Raw genomic sequence first — 24,729 nt, 5'->3', positions numbered from 1 at the left:
AATGCGTGCGCAGCAAGCTACATGGATTCACGCTGATCGAGCTGATGATCACGGTGGCGGTGGTCGCCATTCTTTCGGCGATCGCCTACCCCTCCTACCAGGAATACGTGCTGCGATCGCGGCGCGTGGAGGCGCAGAGCCTGCTGGGCGAGGCCGCCGCCCGGCAGGAGCGCTGGCGGGCGCAGAACGGCGGCTACACAAGCTCCGTCGCCAACCTCAGGCTGCCCTGGGGGGACAAGTCCGAGAACGGCCACTACACCCTGACGATGGCCACGGCCGCCAATGACGGCGGCTACACGCTCAAGGCCACGCGCACCGGCCGCCAGGCATCGGACAGGCGCTGCGGCGACTACACCCTGAACGCCCTGGGCGTGAAAGGCATATCGCCCCTGGGAACGGTGGAGGACTGCTGGCGCTGAGCGCCACCGGGGCCGGGGTCTCAGCCCTGCGCCTCATCCACAAATTCCACCATGGCCGCCGACACCTTGGGCAAGCGGCCTCGTACCCGTGCCGTGCTACCGCAGTCAGGTGCGTTGCGAATCCAGCTGCTCACCGTTCCTGGCCACTTCCTGCGCCTTGGAGTAGCTTTCGATCAGCAACTGGTACGGCGGGAAGACTGCGCTGTAGGCCTGCGCCCACTGCAACGCGTCCTCGCGGTTCCAGGTCTTTTGCACCTCCGAGCACACCGCCGCCGTGTCCATCGGCACGACACCAGCCTGCACGATGCGCGCCAGCGTGATTTCCTGCGCCATTTTCGAGTAGGTCCCCGAGGCGTCGATCACCGCGAAGACCTGGTAGCCCTCGTGCACCGCGGCGATGCTGGGAAAGGCCATGCAGACGCTGGTGATCGTCCCCGCGATGATGAGCTGCCTGCGCCCGGTGGCCTTGACGGCAGCGACGAACTCCGGGTTGTCCCAGGCGTTGATCTCGCCCTTGCGCGCAACGTACCGGGCATGCGGGGCGTACTGGTGGATCTCGGGGATCAAGGGGCCGTTCGGACCCTGCGGCACCGATGCGGTGGTGATGACCGGGATCTTCGCCAGTGTCGCTACCTTGGCGAGTGTGGTGGCATTGGCACGTACCTCGGTGAAGGGCATGTCCTTGATGGTCTGGAACAGGCCGCTTTGATGGTCGATCAGCAGCATCGCCGCATTGTCGGGATCGATGACCGGGCGGGCGCCGTTGAAGTTGGCAATGGTTTGGGGTGTGCTCACGGTCTTCTCCTCAATTGCCCTGGGTGAATGTGGTGTGGCTCGTGATCAGGTTGCGGTAGTCGGGGATGTGGTTGGAAAACAGAGTGCCCAGCCCCTGCACGTCGTTGCGCCAGTCGCGGTGCAGTTCGCAGGCAGCGCCGAACCAGCTCATCAGTTGCACGCCGGCCTGCGACATGCGATTCCACGCCGCATCGCGGGTGATGGAGTTGAAGGTGCCGGAGGCGTCAGTGATCACGAAGACGTCGAAGCCTTCCTCGATGGCCGACAGTGCCGGGAAGGCCACGCACACCTCGGTCACCACGCCGGCGATGATGAGTTGCTTCTTGCCCGTGGCCTTCACGGCCTTGACGAAGTCCTCGTTGTCCCAGGCGTTGATGTTGCCGGGCCGGGCGATGTAGGGCGCCTGGGGAAACTGGCTCTTGAGCTCCGGCACCAGCGGTCCGTTGGGGCCGTTCTCGAAGCTGGTCGTCAGGATGGTGGGCAGCTTGAAATAGCTGGCGATGTCGGCCAGCGCCAGCACGTTGTTCTTGAACTTGTCCGGGTCGATGTCGCGTACAAGGGAGAGCAGGCCGGTCTGGTGGTCTACCAGCAGCACGGCGGCGTTGTCCTTGTCCAGGCGGACGTAGGGCTTGGTCATGGTGAATCTCCTTGGGGTTGCAAAGTGCCCGGGATGGGCGGTTCAGGCGCAGCCGTGCACGACCGGGGCAGCAGGCCCCGGCTGAACAAAGCCGCGTCGGGGGAAACATGCAGGACTCCCGGCGGGAGCCCTGCGGCGCTCAGTGCGCCATCTGGCCGAAGCGTCCGCTGTTGAAGTCGGTCATGGCCTGACGGATCTCGGCCTCGCTGTTCATCACGAACGGGCCATAGCCCACCACCGGCTCATCGATGGGCTCGCCGGACAGCCACAGCACGGTGGCGTCGCTGCTGCCCTCGATCTCCACGCCGCTGCCGGCGCGCTCCAGGTGCACCAGTTGTCCTTCCCGCGCGATGGCGCCGTTGACCAGCACCGAGCCGTGGAGCACCACCAGGGCCAGCGTGTGGCCGTCCTTCGCGTCGAACCGGCCCACGCCGCCATGGCGGATGCGGATGTCCCACACGTCCATCGCCGTGAAGGTCTGCGCCGGGCCGCGGTGGCCGCCGAACTCGCCGGCAATCACCCGCACACGGCCCGCGCCTTCCGCCAGGTCCGCCCAGGGAATCTGCGCATCCAGCAGCGTCTGGTAGCCCGGCGCGGTCATTTTGTCCTTGGCGGGCAAGTTGACCCAGAGCTGCACCATCTCGATGGTTCCGCCGCGTTCGGTGAAGGCGCGCGAGTGGAATTCCTCGTGCAGGATGCCGCCGCCAGCGGTCATCCACTGCACGTCACCGGGGCCGATCAGGCCGCCGGCGCCGGTGGAGTCGCGGTGCTCCAGCTCGCCCTGGTAGACGATGGTCACGGTCTCGAAACCACGGTGCGGGTGCTGGCCGACGCCGCGCGGCCGGTCGGTCGGCCCAAAGGGCGTCGGCGCCGCGTGGTCAAGCAGCAGGAACGGGCTCAGGTGCTTGCCCAGCCCGTCGTAGCCGAACAGCGAGCGCACCGGAAAACCGTCGCCTACCCAGTGCATGCGGGGGGCGCTGTAGACACCGAGGATTTTCTTCATGCTGATCTCCTTGTGTCGCCGAGACAAAGGTCTTGGCTGACGGATAGAGAATAGGATTTGAACGATGAACGCGGTAGTCGTTAATATTTGCCATCAGAGTCCTATCTGAGGAACGATGAAGGCGGTGTGCAATGAAAGACCTGAACGACCTCTACTACTACGTGCAGGTGGTGGACCACGGCGGCTTTGCGCCCGCGGGCCGCGCGCTGGGGATGCCCAAATCCAAGCTGAGCCGGCGCATCGCGCAGCTGGAGGAGCGTCTCGGCACGCGCCTGATCCAGCGCTCCACGCGGCGATTTGCCGTCACCGAGACCGGCCAGACCTACTACGGCCACTGCAAGGCGATGCTGGTGGAGGCCGACGCCGCCGACGAGGCCATCGCGCTGACCCACGCCGAGCCGCGCGGCATCGTGCGCATGACCTGCCCGGTGGCGCTGCTCGATGCGCGCATCGCCGACATGCTGGCGGCCTTCATGGCCGCGTATCCGCGCGTGGAGATCCACCTCGAGGAAACCAACCGCCGCGTCGACGTGGTGGGCGAGGGAATCGACGTTGCCATCCGCGTGCGCCCGCCGCCGCTGGAGGACAGCGACCTGGTGATGCGCATGCTCGCCGAGCGCGGGCAATGCCTGGTGGCCTGCCCGCAGCTGCTGACAGGCGGCATCCCCCAGGTGCCCGCCGACCTGGCAGGCCTGCCGAGCATGGACCTGGGCTTGCCGCAGCACGAGCATGTGTGGCACCTGATCGGCCCGGACGGCACGCAGGCGGCCATCCGCCACCGGCCGCGTCTGGTCACGCGCGGCATGCTGGCGCTGCGCGCGGCGGCCTTGGCGGGGGTGGGCGTGGTGCAACTGCCCTCGATGATGGTGCGCGAGCAGATCGCGCGCGGTGAACTGGTCCACGTCATCCCGGGCTGGGCGCCACGGCGCGAGATCATCCACGCGGTGTTCGCCTCTCGGCGCGGGCTGCTGCCGGCCGTGCGGGCGCTGCTGGATTTCCTGGCCGAGCGGTTTGAGGCGCTGGACGAAGACTGAGCTGCCGGCAAGCCCCATGGTGGCGATTGCAGCAGTTCATGGCTGCATCTCGACCTGTGGGGCACGGCTCCTGCCGCATGTCCGTTCAATGCGGGTGTTGGTGTCCGGATGGCATGCGCTTGGGTTGCTGCACCCAGACCTTGACCTTGTATTCGCCAGCCTTTTCGAACTGCAGCGTCAGATCGAAGCGATCACCCTCGCGCAGGGGCTGCGTGAGTCCGATCAGCATGAGGTGGTGTGACTGGCCATGGCGCAACTGCACCTCCTGGCCTGCGGGCAGTTCGATGAAGGGCACTTCGCGCATGCGCATGATGTCGCCCTCCATCTTCATCTCATGCAGCTCCACGCGTGCGGCCGCTGGCGTGCTGGCCCCGATGAGCCGGTCGGCGTTCTTTCCCTTGTTCCTGATCCCCCGCAAATACGCCGCCCCGTTGCTGGAGCCGGCGATGGAGGGCGTGGCGTAGGGGTGGTCTATGACCAGGTCTCCCGCCCGGAAGTCATGGGCCCGTGCCGTCAGCGGCAGTGCCAGGGCACAGCCCATGCCCAGCAGCATTCCAAGCGCCTGGCGGCGAAGCATTGTGGTCATTTCCAGTTCCTTTCAAACAGGGCATCGGGGGTCCAGATCAGCCGCAGGCCTGCCACCGTATGGCCTTTGCCAGCGATGTGCTCGCGCCCGGCTTCAAGCGCGATCAGAACACTTTTGACGGGGCGCCAGCCGGCCATGGCCGTGAAGCGGCGCGATGGGTTGTTGGGCAGCAGGTTGGCGTCCGTGGCCACCAGCAGGGCGCCCGGCCCGCTGACGCGATTGGTGCTTCTGAGCCATTCCTGGCGGGCGCCGAATTCCCAGCGTGCGCGCGGCTGCCAGAGCACCTCCAGCCAGCCGCCCAGCGTGCGGCCCTGGTAGCGGGTGTCGCCGTTCTGGGAATAGAGGTTTCCGCTTTCGCGCCGCCAGATGCCTGCTGCGGTGAGCTTGACGCCCTGCAGCGGCGTGGTCCAGGTAGCGCTGGCCCCGGCCAGGTCCACGGTGCCGTCGAAGCAGGTGATGTCGCGCAGGCTGGCGTTGCACTGTGGCGCCGTGTGAATGTGGCCGCTGTTGGAGCGCTGTACATAGGCGCCGCGCCCCTTGGGCTGCATCCGGCTGTAGAAGACGTCTGCCTGCACCGATGTCCAGGCGGCGCTGGCATGCACGACGGGCGCCCAGGCGGCGTTGTCGCTGCCGGGAAAGCGCCGGGCGCGCCAAAGCCCCAGGTCAATGCCCTGCAGCCAGGACATGGCGCCTTGCAGGTGGGGACGCCATGCGGCGTTGACGCCATCCTCGATCCAGTCGCCGTTGAAGGCCGCCCGCTTGGCCAGCGGCATCTGGCCGTAGCGGTCGAAGTGCCCGGCACGCGTGAGCACCTGTCCCATGGGCACGCGGTTGCGGCCTGCGCCCAGGGTCAGCTCGGCGTCTGAGCCGCTGCGCGCCTCCATCCAGGCGGCCTCCACGTGGGCTGGGTCGCTGTCGTGCCAGCCCATCACGATGTTGGCCCCCAGTTGGGGAGATACGCGCAGGCCGGCGCCCAGGGTGCCATGCTCCAGCCGCCAGCCGCGCTGGTCGTCAGGCGTGTCGCCCAGGCCCAGCGTGCCGGCCAGCCTGGGTGCCGGCAAGGTGGAATCGCCATGGAGATAGGCGGCCACCGCCGCCATGTCGATGCGCAGGCCGTTGGTCTGCGGTATGCCGTCATCCAGGGTGTGGGCGGCGGCGCTGCCTGCCGACAAGGCGATGACGACGGCGATGGCCGCTGCCAGCGGTGTGCGTTGCGCGAGGAAGCTGCGTTGCATGCTATTGGCCTGTCTGCTGTGCAAAGGGATCGGCGAGCCTGGGGTTGGTGAGCAGCTCATGGTCCGTGAGGGTTTTGAGAAAGGCCAGCAGGTCGGCGCGGTCGTCGGCCGTCAGGGCGATCTGGTTGATGAAGTCGTTCTTGTTGGGGTTGGCGCGCCCGTCGCCGGCATGCGGGCCGGAGGTGATGTTGCGGCCACCGGCCGCATAGAACTGCAGCACTTCCTCCAGCGTCGCGATGCTGCCGTCATGCATGTAGGGGCCGGTGACTTCCACATTGCGCAGGCTGGGCGCGCGGAACTTGCCCATGTCCTTGAAGAGCTGGGTCAGTTCGTAGACGCCCCGGTTGGGCTCGGGGAAGGCGCCGGTGCCGCCGATGTTGTAGAGGCCCGTGTTGTGGAACGGGGTCTCGACGATGCGGCTGCCCGCGTGCACGATCTGGTCGTTGAAGTTGAAGCTGCTGTGGCAGTGGAAGCATTCGGCCTTTTCGCCGAAGAACAGGTTCATGCCGCGCTGCTCGGCCGGGTTCAGTGCCGTGCTGCCCTTGAGGTACTGGTCATATTTGCTGTTGCCCGAAAGAATGGTGCGCTGGAATGCCGAGATGGCGTGGATCACATTGCCCCAGGTGATGGGCGCTGCCTGGCCCGGGTAGGCCCTGGCGAAGCGCGGGCCGTAGCCGGTGTCGGCAGCCAGCCGCGCGAGGATTTCCTCCTTGTTGTTGTCGTTGACGCCCATCTCCACCGGGTCCGTGCCGAACAGCGGCGTCTCCATCTGCTTTTCAAGCGTGACCAGCGAGGGGTTGGCCCAGGTCAGCGTGGCGTTGTAGACCACGTTGGCCAGACTCTGGGCGTTGCGCGGATGTGCGTGCCCTGTGGAGCCCAGTGAGGTCGTCAGGCCATCGGTGAAGGCCTTGGACTGTATGTGGCAGCTCGCGCAGGCCTGCGTGCCGTTGCCCGAAAGGCGCCTGTCATAGAACAGAAAGCGGCCGAGCGCGGCCTTCTCTGCCGTCATGGGATTGGTGTCGGGCACCTTGGGGGTGGGGAAAAAGGAGGGCAGCGCCCAGGACCAGCCCGTGCTGCTGCCGGAGTCATCGTGGACGGCGGTGTCGCCGCCCCCGCAGCCCGCCAGGGCGATGGCCCCGGCAAGGCCGCACAGGGCGGCGGTCCATGCCGCCACCCGCCGAAGCGAATGGGGCTTGTGCATTACTTGGCCTCGGTACGGAACACGGTCTGGCCGCTGCCTTCATTGATGGAGCGGCCCGTGGTCAGATCGATCTTGAGCGCGCTGAAGATGGGCACGCATTCCGGATCGGTGGCCCCGGACATGCAGCCGGCGGCGCCGCCCAGGTCTTCCTTGACGTTCGAGCCCTGCAGCAGCTGCGCAATGTCCAGCACCACCTTCTGGGTGCCGGCATTGAAATCGCCGAACCCGAAATCCATGCGGTCCGGACGCGCGCAGCTGACCGTCTCGCCGGTCACGGGGTTGCCCGTGCAGCCGGTGGAGCCCAGGTGGACGTAGAACGTCTTGCCGGGGGCGGCCGGCGCGGGGCGGGCCACGCCGCCCACGGGGTTGACCTCGATCTGGGCGAACTTGCGGCCGGCCTGCCACGACCAGGCCAGGGCCTGCACATCGAGCGGCTTGGGTGCGACGGCATAGTCGGTGTGGTTGACCGAGGAGGGCACGCCCACGGTCATCTTGATGCCCTTGTACGTGCCTGCGGGCACCGTGCCCCTGACCTGCGTATTCTGCGCCTGCGTGCCTGCGTCGGCGCATGCGCCGGTGCCGTCCTCCAGGTCGATCAGCGTCACCTCCTTGGTCTGCCAGTCGTTGACATCCAGGGTGACGGCCACGGCCTCGCCTTTGTCATTGATCAGCGAGACGCCGCTGACGTAAAAGCGCAGGTCATGCAGGTCCACCGTGGCCTGGCTGGTTCCCACGCCGGCGATGGGCGTGCCGCATTTGGCGGGCAGGTTGCCGGCCTTGGCGGCGAACTCGATGGCCACGGCCTGGGGGCCCGTGGGCGTGGTGGGTGTGGTGGGCTGGCCGTTGTCACCGCCTCCGCCGCCGCCGCAGGCGGCCAGCAGCAGCGGCAGCGCGGTGGCGATCAGGGCGAGGGGAAAGCGGGAGTTGTCAAAGTAAGTGTTACGCATGGGGAAACGGTTTCTTGGTGCCTGCGCTGGGGCCATGGCGGCGCGCAGGCGTGGGTAACCCTGCAGGCTGCGACGCGGGTCGCGGCTTGGCATGGGAAAGGAGTTCGGGAATGGGCGACGGCATGCCGCCCGTGCGGCCCTTTCGGGCTTCAGGGAAGGGGAGGCGCCCTGGGGGGAGTGCTCAGCACCACGCGCAGCACGGTGTCCCGCGGGCGCAGGGCCTGGGGCGGCAGCGGGGTGGGAGGCGGCGGCGCGGCAAAGCGCAGGTCCGCGCGGGACACATCAGGAGGGGCATCGCCCACGACCCGGCACAGCGGGCAATGCGCCTGGCCGGCTGCCGTGGTCTGCTCCTTGGCTTCAGGCTCCCCCGCAGCAGACACCGGTTGCGCCTGCTGCAGGCCCAGGGGCGTGCAGACTTCCATGGCCAGCCGCGCCAGCGGGTCGCCACTGCCCTGGCCCGATGCCAGCACCATCGCCAGGGCAGGGTGCACAAAGGCGAACAGCAGCGCCGCAGCCATCCAGGCGGCAAAGCGCCGGCCCTGGTCGCGCCGCTGTCGTGCGCCCGGCAACGCCCACGGCCAGGCGGGTGGCCCGAAGGCCACCCAGCGCTTGATGCGGAGGCTGCTGCAGCGCATGGGCCCTGTGTCAGTGCTTGTGATCGTGGCCCGAGGGCGCCGCCTTGGTGGCCAGCGGGCGTACGGGCGCCTGCACCTGAACGGATTCACGCTTGCCGTCCTTGCCTTCGATGATGAGCGTCAGGGGCACGGTCTGGCCTTCCTGTACCTGCTGCTTGAGGTCCAGCAGCATCACGTGGTAGCCGCCGGGCTTGAGCTCCACGGTCTTGCCTGCCGGCAGGGCGATGGACGGCACCTGGCGCATCTTCATCACGTTGTCCTGCATGGCCATCTCATGGACTTCGACGACCGGCGTCAGGGGCGAAGTCGCTGCGACGAGCTTGCTGTCCTGGGCGGCCTGCAGTTTCAGGAAGGCGCCGGTGGCTTTTTGCTGCGGCACGGTGGCGCGCACCCAGGCATCACTGACGCTGACCTGGGCATTGGCGAATCCGCTGATCATGGCGGCGGCGAGGGCAAGCAAACGGACGTGGCGTTTCATGGGTTTCTCCTTCGTTGGCAAAAATGTCGTGTGTGTCGGGTGCGTGCTCGGTGCGCGACTGGTGCGTGACTGGTGCGGTGGACGGCTGGAAGGTGTCCATCAGAAGCGCAGGTTCATGCTGGCATAGACGCCGCGCCCGTCGGCGGGCGAGTAGCCCGAGGAGCCGCTGTCATACCAGGCGTAGACGTACTTGCGGTTGGTGACGTTCTTGACCTGCAGGCCCAGGTCCATGGTGTCCGAGAGCCGGTAGCTGGCACCCAGGTTCAGCACGGCGAACTTGCCTGCGCGGCCCTGGATATTGGTGCGCTCCAGGTAGTAGTCACCCTGGGCATTGCCCCAGGCCGACAGCTTCAGCCGGTCCGTGGCCTGCCAGTCCACGCCGGCCGAGACAAGGTAGTGCGGCACGTTCTCGATTTCCTTGCCCAGGGTGGCGGGAGCGCTGGGGTCGGGCGCGGTGATGCGCGCCACCTGGTGGGAGTAGGCGATCCAGGCGGTGGTACGGGCATGGGGCTTCATGTTGAGCTGGATGTCGTAGCCCTTGCGCAGCGTCTTGCCCACGTTGCCCAGGCCGCCGGGGTCGGGCAGGCCGTCCACGCCCAGCACCCGGGCCACCTCGCCCGAGGCGCGCTGCTCCCAGTAGGCCACGCGGCCGTTGAGCCAGGGCAGGGGAGAGAACTTGACGCCCGCTTCCCAGCCATCATTGATGGAGGGCCTGAGGTTGCGATCCTGCGTGCGGTAGGCGTCGATGCCCGAGCCGATCTGGAAGGTCCGGCCCCAGTTCGCGTAGACGCTGGCCTGCTGGCTCAGGGTGTAGGCGATGCTGATCTTGGGCTGCTTGATCAGGCCGTAGTCATGCACGGGGGCGCGCGTGCCGGCCAGGCGGTCGATGAAGTGGCCATCCACGTCGTCAATGCGCAGCGCCGGGATGATCCGCAGGGCTTCGATGGGGCGGATCACGGCCTGCACGTAGGCGCCCTGCGTATGGAGGTCGAAGTCCCAGTCGCGGAACGGCGAGGTCCGCACGCGCTCCGTGGTGCGGTAGCGCTGGCCCAGGTTGCTTTGCCGCTGGGCGTCCAGACCGCCTTCGAGCGTGAATTCATGCGCCCAGGCCACCTTGGGGCGCCAGGTCAGGGTGGTGATGGCGCCTTGCTGCTGCTCGTCGTTGTAGCGCTCCTGCTGCGAGCCCGCTGCCGAGAAGCGTACCCAGCGCTGGTTCTCGTACTGGTTGGCGTAGACCTTGGCGGACAGCGACAGCTCGGGCGTCAGTTCGCCATCCAGGTGGGCGCTGAGCTGGCCGGTTTCCCGCTCGCCACGGTCGGCCGCCGCGTAGGCCGGGGAGCTGCGCGGCGCCTTGATGGCTTCTTCGTAGCTGAGGTAGCCCGACTCCAGCGCCTTGTTGCGGTAGTAGCGCGCGATCACGCCGGTGCGCCAGCGGCCATCGTCCGAGGTGTAGAACCATTTGCCGGACAGGGACAGCTTGCGGGCATCGGCATGGTCCCGGTAGCCGTCCGAATCTCGCCAGGCCAGGAAATAGTTCTGGCTCCAGTTGCCGCTCTCGATGCCCTTGGACACCTGCAACTCCTTGGTGCCGAAGCTGCCCACGGTCACGCTGGCACGGCCCTCGTTGCCGCCCGTGCGGGTGATCACGTTGGCATTGCCGGCGATGTTGTTGAGGCCGTAGCGCGCGTCATTGGTGCCGCGCACGATCTCGATGGCCTCGATGTCCAGCGGGAAGACAGCGTCCAGAAAGGGCATGCCCCCGGCGTTGTCATTGCTGGGGATGCCATCGATCAGCAGCTTGACCGCATTGATGCGGCCTTCGCCGTTGAAGCCCCGGAAGGAGAAGCGCCCGGCATCCGTGCCCTGCTTGAACTGCGTGACCTGCACGCCGGGCGCCTTGGACAGCAGCTCCCAGCTGTAGTCCACATGCTCGTTCTCGAGGATGTCCGCGCCCACGATGTCCACGGAGCTGAACACGCTGCGTGTGGACAGCGGGCCGGAGGCCTTGGAGGTGATGCTGATGGTGCCCAGCGTCAGGGCGGAGTCGTCCGGGCTCAACGGTTGGGGGGCGGCCAGGCCCTGGGCATGGGCCGCCGAGGCCAGTGCCAGGGCGATGGACAGGGCCAGGGGGCTGCGCGAGAAGGAGAGGGAGACAGACATCAGGTGAGGCGGACGGTGGATGGTGTGGAGGATGCGATCGGCTCAATGGGCCGGATGTGCGGATGGGGGATGCTGGCCCTGCGCGTCCATATGGACCATGCCGTCGAACAGGGACAGCAGGGCGCGGCGCGGGGCGGGCATGGCGGACTCGGCCTGCACGACCTTGCTGGCCAGGCTGCGCGCGGCCGATGCAGACAGGCCAGCCATTGCCAGCATCTTGGGGTCCTTGAGTCCATCGCCGCCACAGACGGCCACCAGCCATTGGCCCTGCGCGTCGCGCCGCAGCAGGGCCCGGCCACCGCGATCGCCTTGTATCCATCCGGCGACCGCATGGCCGCCTTCGATGGAAATGGGCGCTACCTCCAGCCTGGCCTCGGGCTTGTCCCAGGTGGCCATCATGGCGCTGCGGATGGCCGCCGCGTCAGCCGATCCGGCCGTGGCGGGGGGCGTCGCGCCCGAGGCCGCCGCCATGGCGGGCAGGCCCAGGACCAGGACCAGGGCCATCGACAGGGCGATGCTGCTCAAAGAAAGATGTCTCATGCGTGCTCCTTGTGCGGGCTGTGCGGGCGGGGGATCAGAAGCTGGCCGCCACGCCGATCTGTGCCGAGCGGCCGGGCATGGGGTAGCCGGGGCGATAGGCGTAGTTGCGGTCGAACAGGTTCTCCACGGCCAGGAAAACCTCTCCCTTGCTGCCCAGGGCAGGCACCGGATAGGCCACTCGCAGGTTGGCCACGGCAAAGCCGGCCACGCGCTCGGTGTTGGCGGCATCGGCGCCCCGCGCGCGGCTCAGCGCCCAGACTGCCGACTGGTACTGCGCATCGAAGGCGACCCGCACCGGGCCGGCCTTGCCATTGACGCCCAGCGTCAGCGCGCGGCGCGGGCTGTAGGGCAGGTTGTCCATGCTGGGGTCCAGCAGCGTCAGGCCGGCAAAGCCCGACCAGCCGCCGCCCAGCGCCTGGCGCAGCGACAGCTCCATGCCGCGCATGGTGTAGCCGCCCAGGTTGATGAACTGCGGCGGGGGCGGGACATTGGGCGGAAAGCCGAAGACATAGCGGTTCTTGACCTTGTCGTGGAAGATGCTGGCGTCAAGCTGTGTGGCCTGCGACAGCGTCCACTTGAAGCCCAGTTCGGCGTGGTCCATCTCCTCGGCGGACAGCTGCTGCCACGTGGAGCCCAGGGCCGGAATCAGCGATGCCAGCAGCGGCGTCTCCAGCCCGGGGTAGTTGATGCCGCGCGACAGGTTGGCGTAGACGGTGAACTGCTCCGAGGCCAGCGACAGGCCCGCATGGGGGGCCGCCTTGGAGCTGAACTGGCTGTGGTCGTACATGCGCAGGCCGGCGGAGGGCACCAGGCTCCATGTCGCCGACAGCGGGATCTCCTGGCTGAGTCCAGCATAGGGGGAGGTGATCCTGAAGGTGGGCGCCTGGAAAAATCCCTGGGGCGCTGGTGCGACGCGGTTGAAAGCGGCATCGCCCGAAATGCGGTCATGGTCCAGGCCGGCAGTGACGGTGGCCCCCTTCCAGGGCGAGAACTGTTCCTTCCAGCGCAGGCCGCTCATGCGGAATTTGTTGATGCTGTCGCCGTCCGGCGCGGGCTGGTCCAGCCAGTCGCCACGGCCATGGTTGCTGTACAGCTTGAGCTCGCCCCGCCAGTCACCATGCACGTGGGACACGGAGCTGCTGAACATGCTGGCCTTGGTGTTGTACTGGGGGGCCAGCGCCGCAGCGGCAAGCCGTGCATCGCCAGGGTCCCTGGCCTTGTTGTCCACCTGCAGGAAGCTGGCCGCCACCGACCAGTTCGCATCCAGCCTGTAGCCAATGCGCCCCATGAGGTTGCTGAGCCGGCCATCCGCATCGGCGCGGTGGCCGTCCGAGCGCGCAAAGCCCTGGGCCAGGCTCCAATCCAGGTTGCCGCTTCTGCCCAGCAGACTGGCCTGTTCGGTGAGGGTGCCGTAGGAGCCCGCCGAGATACTGGCATCCCCGTGCACGCCGTCCTCGGTGGCGCGGCGCGTGAGCAAGTCGATGGAGGCGAAGTTGTTGCCATTGACCTGGGGCTGCGGGCTCTTGTAGACCGTGATGGACTGCATCCCGTTGACGGGCAGCAGATCCAGCAGGGGATGGCTCCACAGTCCCATGTAGAACGGCACGCCGTCCACATAGGTCTTGATCTCGCTGCCGGGTCGGCTCACACCCATGCCGCGGATATAGACGGCGCCGCCCTGATCGCCGCCAAAGGCACCCACGGGGTTGTAGCGCGAGATCTGGACACCGGGCGTGCGGCGCAGGGCCGAGGCCAGGTCCACCGCGTTCTGGTCGCGCAATTGGTCCTGGGTGATCACGGCCGAGTTGGAGGAAAACGCATCCAGCTCCATCTCTTCCACCACGGGGCGGGCATTGACGGTGACGGGGGCCATCTGAGGCTCCTGGGCATGCGCGCCGGCAGCCAGTGTGAGAAGGGCCGAGGCGATGGAGGACCTGTGGAAAACGGCCGGAATGCAGGTGAAGCGTTGGGCAAGCATGGGTGTGCACGCAGTCCGTCTGAACTGCGCAAATCATTGTTGGACGATCCAGGGCAGGCCATTGCCCGTGCGCCGCACCGCCGGCCTGGTCACAGGCGGGCGCATTGGGGGCTTGGGGCAGGCCAGGAAATGACCTCGCAACTGGCGTGGCGCAAGGCCTTGCCATGGTGTCGCGGCCAAGGCAGCCGCGCTATCGATGCGAGGGAATCAGGCCTGTGCGGGAGGCCCGCGGGGCGGAAGCGGCGCGCCGACCAGGGCTGCGATATGGGCCGCTGCAAACGGATGCAGGGCTGCCGCCAGAGGATGGGGTTGTGCCACCGTCAGGCTGACGGGAGGCAGAGGCAATGCAGGGGCCAGGCACATCGAGCAATCGAGCGTGTGCTGACCTGGCGCCTGGGCCTGGCCCTCGTCGTCAAGAACCACCATGGTGATGGCTCCGCCGCTGGAGCAGATGAACTCCATGGTCTTGGGGTTGACGAAGGGCGAAGCCCCTGCAACACCCAGCGTCAGCAGGAACCACGCCAGGGCGAGGCGCTTCCAGAATGACGATGTGCGAAGGGTGTGCATAGCCCGCGATTATGGCGGCGATATCGGACCGACAGCAACCTTCTTGCGCAATGGCGGATGCAGATCCGGCCCGGTTGATCTTGGTCAAGGCGCTGCCGCCGCTTGAAGGCGGCGGATGGCAAGGCAGTTTTGCAGGGAACTCACAACAGCTTGCCAGGCAGTTGCCTCGCTCAACAGGCGATGGCCCCCCATAATGCGTACGCATGCAAACCTTGCGCAACTGCCTGATGCTGCCCCGCCTTGCTTTGGCGTGGTTCATGCTGGCATTGGCGATGGCCGTGGCGTCGCCCATCGTGCATCCGCGCTCCCTGGAAGTGGTTTGCACGGGCAATGGCAGCATGCAGGTGGTCGTTCTGGATGACGAAGGACAGGCGAGTGCCGGCACGCACCACTCGCTCGACTGTCCTTTGTGCCTGGTGGTCACGCCTGCCTTGCTTCATCCTTCGCCGGAGTTTGAACAGCCGCAGCCGTTGGGTTTGGCGGTGCAGCCCGTGGAGTCGGCGCGCATTGCCGCGCTGGTGGGGGCACCGCTTCCGCCCAGAGGTCCGCCGGCGCGCGTGTAAGCCTTGTGCGGCGGGCCCCGATGCCTGCCTCACCTTCGCCGCCGGGCCTTGTGGGGCACGGCAGGTCTCACTTGCACGCAAATCGCTCATGACCCGTTCCATTGGCCCCGCGATGCCCGAAGGCATCGTTCACACTTCTTCGTCCACCTTTTTGCAACGTTCTCGCCAGACCCGGGCCGTAGTGTTGCTCCCCATGGCGTTCGCTTGCTCGGCAAGCTGGGGACAGGCCTCCACAACCCTGGACACCGTCACCGTGCGCTCATCCGGCGACAGCGCCCTGGAGCGCCCGCTGGCCACCGGCAGCCGACTGGATCTCAGCGCACGCGATACGCCCGCCAGTGTCGAAGTGATCACGCGCGAGCAACTGCAGGCCAGGGGCGACACTTCGCTGGTCGATGCAATCACCCGCTCCACGGGCATCACCAGCCTGGGGCATCCGGGCAACAGCGGCAGTTCGCTGTCGGCACGGGGCTTCACCGACACCACGTCGGTCATGCGCTTGTATGACGGCACTCGCCAATATGGCGGTGTGGGCGTAAGTTTTCCCTTCGATACCTGGTCCGTAGACCGCATCGAAGTACTGCGTGGACCGGCTTCCGTGATCTATGGCGATGGCGCCATTGGCGGGGTCATCAATGTGATTCCCAAGAAGCCCACGCGCAGTCCGATACGCAACGAGGTCCAGGCCACGGTAGGCACCGACGGAAAACGCGGCCTGGCCTTTGGCAGCGGCGGCGCAATCAATGAGCACTGGTCCTACCGCCTGGATGCCAGTGGCGACCGCGCCGACGGATGGGTTGACCGGGGTGATTCCAGCAACCGCACCCTCTCCGCAGCCTTGCGATGGGATCCGGTGCAGGACTTCAGCGTGCAACTGTCCCACGCGCTGGGCAGGCAAAAGCCCATGCGCTACTTCGGCACGCCGTTGATCAATGGAGTTCAGGATCCGGCGGTACGCGAACGCAACTACAACGTGGCCGACAGCCGCATCCAGTACAAGGACCGCTGGACCGAACTGGCGGCGCAATGGACGCCCTCCAGCAACGTGATCGTGCGCAGCAAGCTCTATCACATAGCCAGCGACCGCTACTGGCGCAACGCCGAGACCTACCTGTACAACGCCTCCACCGGCCTGATCGACCGATCCGGAAACACCGAGATCGCCCATGACCAGACGCAGACCGGCAACACCACGGATGCGACCTTCAGCGGCAGTCTCTTCGGCCGCAAGAACCAGGTGTCCCTGGGCTTCGATGTCAACCACGCGGCATTCCGGCATTCCAACAACACCTATGCGGGCAGCTCCGGTTCGGTGGACCCCTACAACCCCGATCCCGGTCAATACACCAGCTCCATTCCCTTCATTCCCCGCTATCGCAACAAGGCCGAGCAATATGCGCTGTTCGCTGAGGACCGCCTGGAGATGACGGACCGCTGGTCATTGGTGGCAGGTGCGCGGTTTGACCATACAAATCTCTCGCGCCAGGACCTGGTGGCTGGTACGCAGGCCTTCAAGCGCAGCTACTCCAATGCGGGGTGGCGCTTGGGAACGGTCTACCAACTCCACCCCGGCCTGTCACTGTATGCCCAGGCATCCAAGGCGGCGGATCCGGTGAGCGGCCTGCTGATGCTGTCTGCCGCCAACGCCGCTTTCGACGTGTCCACAGGGCGGCAGTTCGAAATCGGCCTCAAGCAATCGTTCTGGGAAGGCAAGGGCGACTGGACGCTGGCGATGTACTCCATCACCAAGAACAATCTGCTCACGCGTGACCCTGCCAACCCCGCGCTGCGCATCCAGGTGGGGCAGCGGTCATCCAAAGGCATGGAGAGCACCCTGTCGATGCAGGTCGCCAAGACGGTCCGGCTGGATGCCAACGTGGCCTTGCTCAAGGCGCGGTACGACGACTTCAGCGAGTCGGTTGGCGGCGTCACCGTGTCCCGCAATGGCAACGTGCCCACCGACGTGCCTGAACGTGTCGCCAATGTCTGGGTGGGCTGGAACCTCGCTTCGAACTGGACACTGTCAGGAGGGCTGCGCCATGTCGGCAAACGCTATGCCGACAACGCCAATACCTTGAAGCTGGGGGCGTACACTACCTTCGATATGGCACTGCAATGGAAGGCCACTGCAGATACCACGCTGACGCTGCGCGGGTTCAACGTTCTGGACAAGCACTATTTCTCCACGGCCTACTACACCACGACGCAGTGGCTGGTGGGCGAGGGGCGGCGTGCGGAGATCACGTTGCATCACCGCTTCTGAAGGCGTAGCTGGCGACGCGAACCCACCTGATACTCCCCATCGCCCAGCCAGCACACCGCGCTGAGCTGAAAAAGGTCGGTCTCCTTGAATGCCGCACAGGACTTCAGGAGCCGGCCGGTTGTAACGCTTCGAGCACCATCAACGCATCTCCCGCAGCCACAGCCTTTCCAGCTTGGCAATGCACGGCAGCAATCCTGCCTGCCTGACTGGCTACCACCTGGAACTCCATCTTCATCGCTTCCAACACCAAAAGTGGTTGCCCGGCTTCGACCTCTTGGCCTACTTCGACGAGAAACTTCCAAACATTGCCGGATATGTCGGCAGTGACTGTGTTGGCATCCAAAGGGCCTGCGGCAGATTCAGCCGCGCTTTCGCTCGCATCGGCTTTTACGTCGCTTTCCCAGAGTGCCACCTCGTTCGCGTAGGCCTTGTGCTGTTTCTCCCTGAAGGTGTTGATCTCCTGCGCGTTCTGCGCAAGTTGTCTTTCGTACTCAGCCAGGTCAAACACTGCATCTTCTACGCGTGTCTGTGCCCGCCCCGCGCGGAAGTCCACACGGAACTTGTCCAGCTCAGTCTCGCTGACCGGGTAGAAGCGCACCCGGTCGAAGAAGCGCAGAAGCCAGGGGTCAGCGCCGAACTGGCCATTGCTGAGAAATCTGTTCCAGATCGGCACGGTCCGGCCGACGAGCTGGTAGCCGCCGGGCGAGTCCATGCCGTAGATGCACATGTACACGCCACCGATGCCCACCGTGCCCTCGGCCGTGTAGGTGCGCGCGGGGTTGTACTTGGAGGTCAGCAGCCGGTGACGCGGGTCCAGTGGCACCGCGCAGGGGGCGCCCAGGTACACATCCCCCAGTCCCATGACCATGTAGCTGGCGTCGAACACCGTCTTGCGCACATCTTCGCGACTGCCAAGTCCGTTGATGCGTTGAATGAAGTCCACGTTGTTGGGCAGCCAGGGTGCTTCGGATTTCACCGTTTCACGATAGCGTTGCACTGCGCCCAGGGTGGCCGAGTCCTCGAAGGCCATGGGCAGGTGCACGATGCGGCTGGGCACCTTGATGCCTTCCACGTCTGGAAGCTGTTTTTCCAGCGCGATCAGCTTGCCGATCAGTTCGGACTGCGCGATCACCCGGCTGTCGTAGTGGATCTGCACCGAACGCACGCCCGGCGAGAGTTCCTGCACGCCGTCGACCCTGGCGGCCTTGAGCGCCTCCATCAACAGGTGGATACGCAGCCGCAGACGCAAGTCCAGCACGTTCGGGCCGTATTCCAACAGGATGTACTTGTCGCCAGCCTGGCGATAGGCCACGGCGGGGCGGCTGCCCTCGGCGGGCAATTCGGCCAAGACGCATTGCGAAGCCGTGGCCAGTGCAGTGGACAGGCTCTGAGCGGGTCGCTCGGTCTGCGGGCGCAGCAGGCGAATGGCCTCGTCCTGCGCCTTCTCCAGCGCCAGTGCCTCCTCGAAGCCTATGCGCCGGAAGCGAATCGTGTCGCCCGGCTTCACCTGTCCCACTTTCCACAGTTCCGCTTTGACGATGGTCGCTGCGCAGACGAAGCCACCCAGGCTCGGACCGTCGCAGGTCAGGATCACCGGCGTGTCGCCCGTGAAGTTGATGCTGCCGATGGCGTACACGCAGTCATGCACGTTCGACGGGTGCAGTCCCGCCTCACCGCCGTCGCTGCGTGTCCATTCAGGTTTCGGCCCGATCAGGCGCACACCCAGCCGGTTGGAGTTGTAGTGAACCTGATAGTCGGTGGCGAAGAAGGCCGCCATGCTGTCTTCTGTGAAGAAGCCCGGCGCGCCATGCGGGCCGTAGAGCACAGCGATGTCCCAGTGCTTGCCATAGGCTGGCACCAGTTCATGGGGAGGCGTCGCCGGCACATAGGCGGGGGCTGGCGTGCTGCAGGCGGCCAGGTCGGGCCGGCTGACGGGCAGCACGTCGCCCACGCGCAGCGTTCGTCCTGCGTGGCCGCCGAACTGGCCGAGCACGAAGGTGGATTTGCTGCCCAGGTAGTCGGGCACGTCGATGCCGCGCCGGATGGCCACGTAGCTGCGGCACCCGCTGGTGGCCTTGCCGATGCGAAGCACTTGGTTTGCGCGGACGGCGATGGGCTTCCACCAGGGCAGCGGGTCGCCGTTGTCGAGCGTCGCGAGGGCTGGCGCACCGGTGAGTGCAATCACCGCGTTGCCGTGGAACTTGAGCGTCGGACCCTGGAGCGTGCATTCCAGTCCGGCCGCGCTTTCGTGGTTGCCGACGATGCGGTTGGCCAGGCGGAAGGCATAGTCGTCCATCGGCCCGGACGGCGGCACGCCGATGTCCCAGTAGCCGGTGCGTCCCGGGTAGTCCTGGACCGTGGTGTATGTGCCAGATTCCAGCACCTCGACCACGGGCGAGACGTATTCGTAGCGGTCCAGCAATCGCGTGGACACAGTGCCGGTGACGAACTCCTGGCTCTGCAAAATGCTGCGCAGGTAGTCCAGGTTGGTGGCGCTGCCGTGCAGGCGCGTCAACTCAAGGGCCATCAGCAGCTTGTGGCGCGCTTCCTCTCGGTCAGCGCCGTAGGCGATGACCTTGGCGATCATCGGGTCGTAGTTCGCCGACACCTCGGTGCCGGTCTGCACCCAGGTGTCCACACGCACGCCTTCGGGAAACTGCACGTCGGTCAGCACACCGGGCGCGGGCTGAAAGCCACGCACGGGATTCTCGGCATAGACGCGCACTTCCATGGCGGCACCCTTGGGTTCAGGCAGGTCGTCGAAGGATGGAGGCTCACCAGCGGCGATGCGAACCATCCACTCCACCAGGTCCAGCCCCGTCACCTCCTCGGTGATCGGATGCTCGACCTGCAGCCGGGTGTTCACCTCCAGGAAGTAGAAGGCATCGCGCGCGCCGTCGTAGATGAATTCCACCGTGCCGGCCGAGACGTAGCACACGGCCTCGCCCAGCTTCACGGCAGCGGCCAGCAGCGCCTTGCGCGTGGCTGGCGGCAGGTGCGGTGCCGGGGTTTCCTCGACCACCTTCTGGTTGCGCCGCTGCAGCGAGCAATCGCGCTCTCCCAACGCCACGACGCGGCCTTGGCCGTTGCCGAAAATCTGTACTTCGACATGGCGCGCATCGGCGATGAAGCGCTCGATGAACACACCGCTGTCCTTGAAGAAGTTCTGGCCGAGGCGTTGCACCGAATCGTAGGCCGCGATCAGCTCGGCCTCGTTGTCGCAGCGCGAGAGGCCGATGCCGCCGCCGCCCGCCGTGCTCTTGAGCATCACCGGATAGCCGATGTGCTGTGCAGCTGACTTGGCGTCCTCCAGACTTTGCAGCAGGCCGGTGCCTGGTGTGAGCGGCACGCCCGCCGCCTCGGCGATCTCGCGCGAGGTGTGCTTCAGGCCGAAGCGCCGCACCTGGTCCGGTGTCGGGCCAACGAAGACGATGCCCGCTGCCGCACACTGCTCGGCGAACTCGGTGTTCTCGGACAGGAAGCCATAGCCGGGGATCACCGCCTCGGCCCCCGTTTCTCTGGCGATCTCCAGGATGCGGTCGCCGCGCAGGTAGGATTCCGCCGGGCTGCTGCCGCCATCGCTGTTCAAGGGCACGGCCACGTCGGCCGCTGCCACGTGCAGGCTGTCGCGGTCGGCGTCCGAATAGATGGCCACCGAGCGCACGCCCATCTTCTTGAGGGTGCGGGCGATGCGTACCGCGATTTCTCCACGGTTGGCAATGAGTACGGTCTTGAACATGGGCGGACTCCAGGCAATGCAGCGGCCTGGCCTGTCGCGCAGGCCGCTCGAAAAGTAGATGGTCAAAGGGGAGGGCGGGGTTACTTGCGAGCCATGTAGGCGCGCCAGCCTCCGAGCGACGTAATGTCTTCGGCCCCTTGCGTGGCCCACGCTTCGCAGACGAAGCCCTGCACCGTGCGACCGTCGATCAGTTCCAGCGTGCCGATGCCCAATGGCGAAGGGATCAATGCCACGAAGGAGCCGTAGCGCTCCACCGGTATCGCCCACAGTTCCACGGCGATGGGTGCGCCATCACCCGTGCGAACCAGGCCGGGCTTGGGAGGCACGGTGCCGGGCAGCGCGTAGAAGCGGTACGCGGCCGAGGTGTGGGTGCTTTCCAGTAGCGTGGCGCCGCGCTCGATGAGCTGGCCGTTGAGCGGCATGCCTGACAAATGGGCACCCACCACAGCGACGACGACCTGTCCGTCCAGATTGGTTGATGCAGGTGCGTCGATGGGCGGCAGGTCCTGCTGCGAGGCGCCACGTTTCCAGGGGGCGGCCGCCTGCCAGCGTCGGCCGAACTCGACCAACCGTGCCTCATGCCAGCCGGGCGAGATCAGAGTGATTCCGGCGGGCAGCCCGTCGGCACGCATGCCAGCGGGCAGCGCGATGGCGCTCCAGTCGAGCAGGTTGACGAAGTTCGTGTAGATGCCCATGCGCGAGTTCAGCGTGACTGGATCGGCCTGCAACTGCTCAATGGTGTAGATACTGGGTGCCGTGGGCACGAGCAGGCCGTCCAGCCCCTGCATCAGCGCCTCTGCCTTGCGTGCCAGCGCCATCCGGCGGTACTCGGCCTTGTAGGTGTCCACGGCGCTGAAGTTCTTCGCCTTGTCCACAATGCTGCGCACGACGGGGTGCACGACCTCGGGCCTGGTGTTCATGAGGTCCTCGATGGCCGCGTAGCGCTCACCGACCCATGGGCCTTCGTACAGCAGCGCGGCGACCTCGAAAAGCGGGGCGAAGTCGATGGGCCGCAGTTCCACGCCGATGGCTTCCAGCCGGCGCAGCGCATCGCTGTACACGCGCTCGGCATTCGCATCGCCGAACCAGTCGGGCGATGCCGGAATGCCCAGCACCGGCTTGGCAGGCCATGCAGCGGGACGAGCAGGGGCGCTGCGCGAGTACGCATCGGTGGCGTCGAAGCCGCCCATGGTGCGCAGCGCCGCATCGGCATCGCCGACGCTCAGTGCCATCACCGTGATGCAGTCCAGCGTGCGGCAGGCCGGCACGAGACCGGTGTTGCTCACCAGGCCACGTGTCGGTTTCAAGCCCACGAGGTTGTTGTGACCAGCAGGCACGCGGCCGGAGCCGGCCGTGTCGGTGCCTAATGCGAATGGCACCAGGCCGCGCGCCACTACCGAAGCAGAGCCCGAGCTGGAGCCCCCGCTGATGAATTCGGGCTTGAATGCGTTGGGCACGGGGCCATAAGGGGAGCGCGTGCCCACCAGGCCGGTAGCGAACTGGTCGAGGTTGGTTTTTCCGATGGCCACGGCACCTGCCGCCTCCAACCGGTCGACAACCGTTGCATTGTGGGCTGGCAGGAATGCGAACTCGGGGCAGGCGCAGGTCGTTGCCAGCCCTGCCACATCGATGTTGTCCTTGGCGGCAAACGGTATGCCGTAAAGCGGGAGTTTGGACAAGTCTCCACCAACCGCTTCCCGTTGCTGCCCAAGCTGAACCAGCCGTGTGTGCAGGCCGTCCATGGACAAACGGGAAATCCAGGCGGTATCACCGTCCTTCAGACTGGCTAGCAGAGGCACCAGAAGATCTGAGGGCGCGGCGCCACGTTGGTAGGCAGATTGCCAGTCGGAGATAGTCCAGAACGCTGTATTGGTCATGTTTGATCGGTAGGTAGAGCGATGTGGAGGCCACCAGCTTGATCACAAGCGGAGAGGATTTGCGACGCTTGTCCGCATGGGTGGCTTCCTGTTGCAGCCCAGTATTACGAAATCAAAAAACTTCATACATACGTCAAACAGCGTATGGGCCGGTGACGCTGCGCTGATACGGGATGCATGGCCGAAGGTGTCGCGCTGAGCCCAAACGCAAAAAAGCCCCCTCGGCTGCCATCACGGCGCCGAGGGGGCTTTGTCGTTCTGAAGGCTGATTCTTCCCAAGTTCTTCCCAGGGGACCTGAGAAAAGTCGCGCTTCAGAGGGGAAAGACTGGCCTGCCCGGAGGGACTCGAACCCCCGACCTATTGCTTAGAAGGCAATTGCTCTATCCGGTTGAGCTACGGGCAGGTATGGCCGCTGACGGGCCAGCGCGGATCATACCCGCAATGGGCGGGCGCTCAGGGCTTGGCGGCGTGCCCTGGCGCCCTTGCCGTCATTCGGCGTCTTCTTCTTCCTCGAACACCACCGAAGGGGGGGCCATCACGCGCGCCATGTCGCTCAGCGTGGGCACCAGGCCGCGTGCGAGGTAGCTGTAGGGCGTGTCGGGCTCCAGCGCCGCAGCGGCAATATTGGCCATGGGCTGGTTCATCGACAGGTAGTAGCTGCCCACGGGTGCTTCGACGGCGCCGCGCGTGAGCGCATAGGCGCCGCTGGCGGGCGTGGCCGAGCGGGCCTCGTTGTACGAGTCGGCCAGCAGCTGGCCGGGCTCGGCCACCTTGAGCACTTGCAGGCCCAGCAGGCGCAGCCTGTCCACGGCGGTCTGGGCGCTGGCGGACAGCCAGTAGCCGCAGGAGCGCGGGCGCGACAGCGTGGTGCGGGCCTGCAGGGAGGCGTTCCAGTCCACGCGCACCTGCTGGTCGGCACCCGTGTCGGGCTGGATCATGGTGAGCGTGCGCTGCTCGGGCGTCTGCTCGGCCTGGACGGCGAGTTGCTGGTGGCAGGCGAGAGAGGCGGTCTCGCGCGCCACGAAGGCCTGCACCTGGGTGAGGTCCTTGGCGCGCTCGGCGCTCGAATGCAGCATGCGTGTGGCGGCGGTGACCAGGGTGTGCACGCGCCGCTGGATGTGGGCGCGGCCCAGGTCCGAGCCACGGCTGCTGACCAGATAGCCCACCGAGTTCTTGAGTCCGCTGATGTTGCGCAGCGAATCGGGCGCCAGGCTGCCCATGGAGATGGACTTGTCCTGCAGCTCCTGGCTGGTGGTGTAGTACCAGTCGCTGCTCAGGCCGGCCTGCGACAGCGCGGTGCGCAGCGGTGCCGTGTACCACTCGCGCGCAGCCTTGGTCACGAATTCATTCTGGTTGGCCGTGGCCGAATACTGCAGCAGGGCGTCGTAGCGCTGTATGGCCTGGTACTTCTGCAGGAAGATGCTGGCGGCCGGGAATTCCTGCAGGTCCACCACGGCGACGGGGCGGTAGTCGCGTGCCAGCGTGGCCAGGGCCTTGGCCTCCGGCGTGTTCAGGAGCAGGTGGTCATGGGCGATGTCGGTGCCATCGGCTGCATTGCGCGTGCCGGCTTCCACGGCATCGGGGTTGGCGCGCGGCACGAGGATCACGTTGATCTGCTGCAGCAGCGGCTCCAGCAGGCCGCCGGGAGCGAGTTCGCGGGCGATGATGAGCAATGCCTCGGTCCCTGCAGGCTCGTCGCCATGCTGGCCGGCCACGAGCATGACCGTGGGGCGGCGGCTGTCATACAGCGCCGACGGCTGGATGCCGGGAGCGCGCGTGGCCACCAGGGCCTGGATGGGGCTGCCGCGCTGCGAGCTGCCGGGCTGCACGATTCCCAGGCGCGTGTCGCGGCCCAGGGATTTGCTGGCCTGGCTGTTCAGCCAGGAAGACAGTTCGCTGGCTGTGGTGAATTGGTTGCGCTGCGGCGCCAGGCCGGGCGTGTCATAGCGCGTGGCCGGGTCGGGGAAGCGCGCCGCCACGGCCGCGTTGTAGGGCAGGGGGACGAGGTTGTTGGCCGGTGCGATCGGCTGCGTGGTCGCCTGGGGCACCACGGGTATTTCCGGGGCCGGGC

General features: G+C 66.4%; 20 protein-coding genes and 1 tRNA gene. 4 read left to right on the top strand and 17 right to left on the bottom strand.

Annotated features, from left to right (window positions below; genetic code table 11):
* Positions 1–5 precede the first annotated feature (5 nt).
* Positions 6–419, top strand: a complete 414-nt coding sequence (locus tag GRX31_RS28065) for a type IV pilin protein (protein ID WP_174538912.1) — start codon at positions 6–8, stop codon at positions 417–419.
* A gap of 105 nt (positions 420–524) precedes the next feature.
* Here the strand turns inward: GRX31_RS28065 and GRX31_RS28060 are convergent, their stop codons facing one another.
* The 3 genes from GRX31_RS28060 to GRX31_RS28050 form a co-directional block, all read right to left on the bottom strand.
* A complete protein-coding gene (locus tag GRX31_RS28060) occupies positions 525–1,214 on the bottom strand; it encodes a hydrolase (RefSeq protein WP_016445410.1) in 690 nt (229 codons plus the stop codon).
* Between the two features lie 10 nt (positions 1,215–1,224).
* Complete coding sequence (gene ycaC, locus GRX31_RS28055) at positions 1,225–1,851, bottom strand: isochorismate family cysteine hydrolase YcaC (protein ID WP_016445411.1); 627 nt, start codon at positions 1,849–1,851, stop codon at positions 1,225–1,227.
* A gap of 139 nt (positions 1,852–1,990) precedes the next feature.
* Positions 1,991–2,854 carry a pirin family protein gene (locus GRX31_RS28050; RefSeq protein ID WP_017404961.1) on the bottom strand — a complete coding sequence of 288 codons (864 nt, stop codon included), beginning with the start codon at positions 2,852–2,854 and terminating at the stop codon, positions 1,991–1,993.
* Between the two features lie 131 nt (positions 2,855–2,985).
* Here GRX31_RS28050 and GRX31_RS28045 point away from each other — a divergent pair, with 131 nt between their 5' ends.
* On the top strand, positions 2,986–3,888 hold the full coding sequence (locus tag GRX31_RS28045; RefSeq protein WP_016445413.1) for a LysR family transcriptional regulator: 903 nt from the start codon (positions 2,986–2,988) through the stop codon (positions 3,886–3,888).
* Between the two features lie 85 nt (positions 3,889–3,973).
* Here the strand turns inward: GRX31_RS28045 and GRX31_RS28040 are convergent, their stop codons facing one another.
* The 10 genes from GRX31_RS28040 to GRX31_RS27995 all read right to left on the bottom strand — a co-directional run bounded on the left by GRX31_RS28040 (position 3,974) and on the right by GRX31_RS27995 (position 14,215).
* Entirely contained in the window at positions 3,974–4,474 is a 501-nt protein-coding gene (locus GRX31_RS28040; RefSeq protein WP_160855851.1) for a copper chaperone PCu(A)C, read from the bottom strand.
* A complete protein-coding gene (locus GRX31_RS28035) occupies positions 4,471–5,709 on the bottom strand; it encodes a hypothetical protein (protein WP_160855849.1) in 1,239 nt (412 codons plus the stop codon). The genes GRX31_RS28040 and GRX31_RS28035 overlap by 4 nt, the downstream gene beginning before the upstream one ends.
* Position 5,710: 1 nt before the next feature.
* Positions 5,711–6,910, bottom strand: a complete 1,200-nt coding sequence (locus tag GRX31_RS28030) for a methanobactin export MATE transporter MbnM (RefSeq protein WP_160855847.1) — start codon at positions 6,908–6,910, stop codon at positions 5,711–5,713.
* Positions 6,910–7,857, bottom strand: coding sequence for an MbnP family copper-binding protein (locus GRX31_RS28025; RefSeq protein WP_160855845.1), 948 nt, complete (start codon positions 7,855–7,857; stop codon positions 6,910–6,912). The genes GRX31_RS28030 and GRX31_RS28025 overlap by 1 nt, the downstream gene beginning before the upstream one ends.
* Positions 7,858–8,006: 149 nt before the next feature.
* Entirely contained in the window at positions 8,007–8,492 is a 486-nt protein-coding gene (locus tag GRX31_RS28020) for a DUF2946 family protein (RefSeq protein WP_160855843.1), read from the bottom strand.
* A gap of 10 nt (positions 8,493–8,502) precedes the next feature.
* Complete coding sequence (locus tag GRX31_RS28015; protein WP_013803107.1) at positions 8,503–8,970, bottom strand: copper chaperone PCu(A)C; 468 nt, start codon at positions 8,968–8,970, stop codon at positions 8,503–8,505.
* A 99-nt stretch (positions 8,971–9,069) separates the two neighbouring features.
* Entirely contained in the window at positions 9,070–11,130 is a 2,061-nt protein-coding gene (locus tag GRX31_RS28010; RefSeq protein WP_160855841.1) for a TonB-dependent receptor, read from the bottom strand.
* A 42-nt stretch (positions 11,131–11,172) separates the two neighbouring features.
* The gene (locus GRX31_RS28005; RefSeq protein ID WP_160855839.1) at positions 11,173–11,670 is read right to left on the bottom strand and encodes a copper uptake system-associated protein; all 498 of its coding nucleotides are present in this window, start codon (positions 11,668–11,670) and stop codon (positions 11,173–11,175) included.
* A gap of 34 nt (positions 11,671–11,704) precedes the next feature.
* Positions 11,705–13,543, bottom strand: a complete 1,839-nt coding sequence (locus GRX31_RS28000) for a TonB-dependent receptor (RefSeq protein WP_160855837.1) — start codon at positions 13,541–13,543, stop codon at positions 11,705–11,707.
* A gap of 312 nt (positions 13,544–13,855) precedes the next feature.
* Entirely contained in the window at positions 13,856–14,215 is a 360-nt protein-coding gene (locus GRX31_RS27995; RefSeq protein WP_047327173.1) for a hypothetical protein, read from the bottom strand.
* 203 nt (positions 14,216–14,418) lie between these two features.
* On the opposite strand from GRX31_RS27995, the gene GRX31_RS27990 reads away from it, so the two are divergent.
* Positions 14,419–14,778 (top strand): DUF2946 family protein, encoded by a 360-nt coding sequence (locus GRX31_RS27990; protein WP_016452463.1) that lies wholly within the window; start codon positions 14,419–14,421, stop codon positions 14,776–14,778.
* Positions 14,779–14,866: 88 nt separating this feature from the next.
* Positions 14,867–17,041, top strand: a complete 2,175-nt coding sequence (locus GRX31_RS27985) for a TonB-dependent receptor (protein ID WP_160855835.1) — start codon at positions 14,867–14,869, stop codon at positions 17,039–17,041.
* Positions 17,042–17,144: 103 nt separating this feature from the next.
* Here GRX31_RS27985 and uca read toward each other — a convergent pair whose 3' ends face one another.
* The 4 genes from uca to GRX31_RS27965 form a co-directional block, all read right to left on the bottom strand.
* Positions 17,145–20,780, bottom strand: a complete 3,636-nt coding sequence (gene uca, locus GRX31_RS27980; protein ID WP_160855833.1) for an urea carboxylase — start codon at positions 20,778–20,780, stop codon at positions 17,145–17,147.
* 80 nt (positions 20,781–20,860) lie between these two features.
* A complete protein-coding gene (gene atzF / locus GRX31_RS27975) occupies positions 20,861–22,657 on the bottom strand; it encodes an allophanate hydrolase (RefSeq protein ID WP_160855831.1) in 1,797 nt (598 codons plus the stop codon).
* A gap of 327 nt (positions 22,658–22,984) precedes the next feature.
* Positions 22,985–23,061 (bottom strand) — tRNA-Arg (locus tag GRX31_RS27970).
* Between the two features lie 85 nt (positions 23,062–23,146).
* Positions 23,147–24,729 (bottom strand): M14 family metallopeptidase (locus GRX31_RS27965; protein ID WP_160855829.1); only part of this gene is annotated, 1,583 nt, incomplete at its 5' end.

The sequence above is a fragment of the Delftia sp. CH05 genome, from assembly GCF_009827015.1.
Classification (GTDB): domain Bacteria; phylum Pseudomonadota; class Gammaproteobacteria; order Burkholderiales; family Burkholderiaceae_C; genus Comamonas; species Comamonas tsuruhatensis.
This window is presented reverse-complemented; position numbering and strand designations above follow the sequence as displayed.